A 702-nucleotide genomic window follows, 5' to 3' on the forward strand; every position below is an offset into this window, starting at 1 on the left:
GGTGCCCGAGGGCGCGCCGTGTCCTGCGTGACCCTCCAAACCCTGGAGGGCCGACTGCAGGTTGCTTTCGGCGTCGATCAGGAAGTTGGCGGAGACCACGACCTGCTCGCCCTCGGCCAGTCCGTCAAGGATCTCGATACGATCGCCACCGCGCCGCCCCAGGATGACGTTGCGGGGGGCGAAGCGACCGGGGCCGGTCTCGACCAGCACCACCTGGCGCGTGCCACTGTCGAGCACGGCCGAGCGCGGAACGGTCAGGACCGGCCCGGCCCCCGGCTCCTCGAGCAGCACTGTCCCGTAGAGTCCCGGCCGCAGATCGCCATCAGGGTTGGGCAGGGCGATGCGCACGTCCACGGTGCGGGTCATCGCATCGATGACGGGCTGCACGAAGGTGACCTCGCCCTGTGCCACCTGGCCAGGCAGGGCCACCGTTTCGAACCGGGCCGGCTGGCCGGGCTTGATGCCTGCGGCCTGCGCCGCCGGAACCTTGGCGATCACCCACACCGTTGACAGGTCCGCCAGGCGCAGGATGGTTTCGCCGGGCGCGAAGCGGGCGCCCTGGACCACCGGCTTCTCGATCACGACTGCGTCCGCTGGCGCAGTGAGGACCAGGCCCGTCTTGCCCAGCTGTGCGTCGCTGATTTCCCAGTTGCGCAGGCGGGTGCGGGCGGCATCGCGCAGACGGACCATCGACACCGCGCT

General features: G+C 70.7%; 1 protein-coding gene. It reads right to left on the reverse strand.

The window, feature by feature from the left end:
• The coding region (locus OC373_RS18735; RefSeq protein ID WP_261998280.1) for an efflux RND transporter periplasmic adaptor subunit at positions 1 to 690 on the reverse strand (690 nt) is incomplete at its 3' end.
• Positions 691 to 702: the final 12 nt, after the last annotated feature.

The organism is Stenotrophomonas sp. Ste96, assembly GCF_024519495.1.
Lineage (GTDB): Bacteria > Pseudomonadota > Gammaproteobacteria > Xanthomonadales > Xanthomonadaceae > Stenotrophomonas > Stenotrophomonas bentonitica_A.